The 3894-nt window shown below is 74.1% G+C and carries 3 protein-coding genes; 1 reads left to right on the forward strand and 2 read right to left on the reverse strand.

Features of this window, described 5'->3' with window-relative positions; translation table 11 throughout:
• A partial coding sequence (locus H5J33_RS26675) for a glycoside hydrolase family 65 protein (protein WP_181797400.1) occupies positions 1–2343 on the reverse strand: 2343 nt, incomplete at its 3' end.
• On the reverse strand, positions 2340–3080 hold the full coding sequence (locus tag H5J33_RS26680) for an HAD family phosphatase (RefSeq protein WP_181797401.1): 741 nt from the start codon (positions 3078–3080) through the stop codon (positions 2340–2342). The genes H5J33_RS26680 and H5J33_RS26675, both read right to left, overlap by 4 nt.
• A gap of 85 nt (positions 3081–3165) precedes the next feature.
• On the opposite strand from H5J33_RS26680, the gene H5J33_RS26685 reads away from it, so the two are divergent.
• Complete coding sequence (locus H5J33_RS26685) at positions 3166–3837, forward strand: nucleoside/nucleotide kinase family protein (protein ID WP_309485495.1); 672 nt, start codon at positions 3166–3168, stop codon at positions 3835–3837.
• Positions 3838–3894 lie beyond the last annotated feature (57 nt).

A 3894-nucleotide genomic window follows, 5' to 3' on the forward strand; every position in this document is an offset into this window, starting at 1 on the left:
CGGCGCCCGGTGCCGTGGCTGGGCGGGGGTGGGCCGGCGTACCACCGGAGGTATGGGGCGGACCGCCGGCTCGTCGGTGCCGACGGTCAGCGGCTCGCCGTGGTGACGCAGGGTCAGCGGCTCGCCGTCCAGCAGCGCGTACGTCACCTTGTCGGCGCCGATGTCCACCCGCAGCCGGCGTCCGCGGAAGCCGACGTGGAAGGCGAGACGGCGCAGCCGCTCGGGCAGGCGGGGCGCGAACCGCAGCCGGTCTCCGTCGCGGCGCATGCCGCCGAACCCGGCGACCAGTGCCATCCAGGTGCCGGCGAGCGAGGCGATGTGCAGCCCGTCCCGGGTGTTGTGCTCCAGGTCCGCGAGGTCCATCAGCGCGGCCTCGGTGGTGTAGGCGTAGGCGAGGTCGAGATGGCCGGTCTGGGCGGCGACGACGGCCTGGCAGCAGGCGGACAGGGAGGAGTCGCGGACGGTCAGCGGCTCGTAGTAGGCGAAGTTCCGGGCGATCTGCTCCTCGTCGTGCTCCTGCTCGAAGTAGTCACCGCAGGTGTACATGGCGAGCACCAGGTCGGCCTGTTTGACGACCTGTTTGCGGTAGAGGTCGAAGTAGGGGAAGTGCAGCAGCAGCGGGTACTGGTCGGGGCGGGTGGCGTCGAAGTCCCAGCGCTGGTAGCGGGTGAATCCGGCGTGCTGTTCGTGGACGCCGAGTTCGTCGTTGTAGGGGATGTGCATGGCGTCGGCGGCGTCCCGCCAGGCAGCGCTCTCCTCCTCGTCCACGCCGAGCTGCCGGGCCCGGTCGGGGTGGCGTTCGGCCGCGTCGGCGGCGGCGCGCAGGTTCCGCCGGGCCATCAGGTTGGTGTACGTGTTGTCGTCGGCGACCGCGCTGTACTCGTCGGGGCCGGTGACGCCGTCGAGGTGGAAGACGCCGTGGGTGTCGTGGTGGCCGAGCGACCGCCACAGCCGGGCGGTCTCCACCAGCAGCTCCAGGCCGGTCTCCCGTTCGAAGTCGGTGTCGCCGGTGGCCTCGACGTACCGGGCGGCGGCGTCGGCTATGCCGGCGTTGACGTGGAAGGCGGCGGTGCCGGCCGGCCAGTAGGCGGAGCCCTCCGGTCCGGCGATGGTCCGCCAGGGGAACGCGGCCCCGGCGAGCCCGAGTTGGGCCGCCCGTTCGCGGGCCTCGTCCAGGGTGTTGTACCGCCAGCGCAGCGCCTCGGCCACGGCCTGGGGCGCGGTGTGGGTGAGCACGGGCAGCACGAACATCTCGGTGTCCCAGAAGGCGTGCCCGTCGTAGCCGGAGCCGGTCAGTCCCTTCGCCGGTATCGCGCGCTGCTCGGCGCGGGCCCCGGCCTGGAAGACGTGGAACAGCGCGAACCGGACGGCCTGCTGGATCTCCTCGTCGCCCTCCACCTCGACGTCGGCGCGGGCCCAGAAGTCGTCCAGGCAGGCCCGCTGACCGGCCAGCAGCCCTTCCCAGCCGTCGTGCGCGGCGGCGGCGAGCGCGGCGTCGACCTGGTCGGCCATCGCGGGCAGCGACCGGGCGCCGGACCAGCCGTGCGCGACCAGCTTCTCCACCCGGAGCCTCTGTCCCGGTTCCAGCACGGAGGTGACGGTCAGCCGGGCCACGTCGACGCCGCTCTCGCTGCGGGTGGTGGTGCGTTCGGGTCCGGTGACGACGTGGTCGGCGGCCACGGCGACCCGGAGGCCGCTGCGCCGGGTGCGGTGCACGAGCCGCAGCCGGCTGCCGGAGGCGAAGTCGTCCTCCTGCTCCAGCGGTGACTTCAGGGCGCGGGCCGCGCGGGGGTCGCCGTCGGGCTCGGGCAGGCTCTCGTTGGCGACCAGCTCGGACTGGATCACCACCCGGCTGGCGCTGTCGACGGCCTCCACCTCGTAGGCGACGGCGGCCACCGCCCGCTGGGTCAGCGACACCAGGCGGGTGGAGCGCACCCGGACCGTGGAGCCGGCCGGGGAGGTCCATTCGCAGGTGCGCTCCAGCACGCCCCGGCGCAGGTCCAGGACGCGTTCGTGGGCGACGAGCCGGCCGTAGCGCAGGTCGAACGGCTCGTCGTCCACCAGCAGCCGGATGATCTTGCCGTTGGTGACGTTGATGACGGTCTGCCCGGACTCCGGGTAGCCGTAGCCGGCCTCCGCGTACGGCAGCGGGTGCACCTCGTGGACGCCGTTGAGGTAGCTGCCGGGCAGGCCGTGCGGCTCGCCCTCGTCGAGGTTGCCGCGCCAGCCGACGTGCCCGTTGGACAGCGCGAAGACCGACTCGCTCTGGGCGAGCACGTCGAGGTCGAGGGCGGTCTCCCGGACGGTCCAGGGTTCGACGGCGTACGACCGGTCGGTGATCACCGCTTGCCTCCCAGTTCGGCCAGGTCCTCGACGACGACGTCGGCGCCGTGCGCGTACAGCGCGTCGGTCTGCCCCACCCGGTCCACGCCGACGACCCAGCCGAAGCCGCCGGCGCGGCCCGCGTCCATGCCGGCCAGCGCGTCCTCGAACACGGCCGCGCGGGACGCCTCGACGCCCAGGTCCCGGGCGGCGGCGAGGAAGGTGTCGGGGCGGGGCTTGCCCGGCAGGTGCCGCTCGGCCGCCACCACGCCGTCGACGCGTACGTCGAAGAAGTGCTCGGCGCCCACCGAGCGCAGCACGTCCCGGCAGTTGGCGCTGGAGGAGACGATCGCGGTGCGCAGGCCCGCGGCGCGCACGGCCTCCAGATAGCGCAGGGTGCCCTCGTAGGCCTCGACGCCGCCGGTGCGGATCCTCTCCAGCAGCAGCTCGTTCTTGCGGTTGCCGAGGCCGTGCACGGTGCGGGCGTCCGGCGGGTCGCCCGGCTCGCCCTCCGGCAGGTGGATGCCGCGCGAGGCGAGGAAGGCGCGGACGCCGTCGGCGCGCGGGCGGCCGTCCACGTACTCGTCGTAGTCGGCGTGGGCGTCGAACGGCCGCCCCCGCTCGCCGTCGTAGCCGCGCAGGAACGCGTCGAACGTCTCCTTCCAGGCCGCCGCGTGCACGACGGCCGTCCTCGTGACGACCCCGTCGAGGTCGAAGAGGCAGGCCTGGATGGTGTCGGGCAGACCGAGCTGAGTCATACCGAGGACTGTTCCCCGTCCGGGGCACTCCAGTGGGTGGCGCGCACCACACACGCCCCGGACGGGTGGTGACACACTTTCCGGTGTGCCTGTGACCACCGACCGTGTACCGCGGACCTTCGACGACCTCCTCGCCCGTGCCCGCGCCCTGCCCCAAGGCGGCCGGCGCGCCCTGCTCGGCATCGCGGGCGGCCCCGGCTCGGGCAAGACGACCCTCGCCGAGCGGCTGGTTGACGCCCTGAACGGCGACGGGCCGCGGTGGGCCGCGCACGTGCCGATGGACGGGTTCCACCTCGCCGACGCCGAACTGGACCGGCTGGGCCGCCGGGACCGCAAGGGCGCCCCGGACACCTTCGACGCGGGCGGGTACGCGGCGCTGCTGCGGCGGCTGCGCGAGGAGAGCGGCGAGGTGGTGTACGCGCCGGGGTTCGAGCGGGTGCTGGAGCAGCCGCTGGCGGGCGCGATCCCGGTGCCGCCCGAGGCCCGGCTGGTCGTGACCGAGGGCAACTACCTGCTGCTGACCGAGGGTTCGTGGGCGCGGGTGCGGCCATGCCTGGACGAGGTGTGGTTCTGCGAGATCGACGAGGCGGAGCGGATCCGCCGACTGGTCGCCCGGCACGAGGAGTTCGGCAAGGAGCACGCGGCGGCCGTGGCCTGGGTGCTGGGCACGGACCAGCGCAACGCCGACCTGGTCGCGTCGACCCGGGAGCGGGCGGACCTGCTGGTGCCGGCCACCGCGCTGCCTCGCGGGAACTGACGCCGCCGGCCCGGGGCGGCTCGCGGAGGCCGGTGCGGGAGGAGTGGCTTGCGGGAA

The organism is Streptomyces sp. WELS2 (assembly GCF_013870595.1).
Classification (GTDB): Bacteria; Actinomycetota; Actinomycetes; order Streptomycetales; family Streptomycetaceae; genus Streptomyces.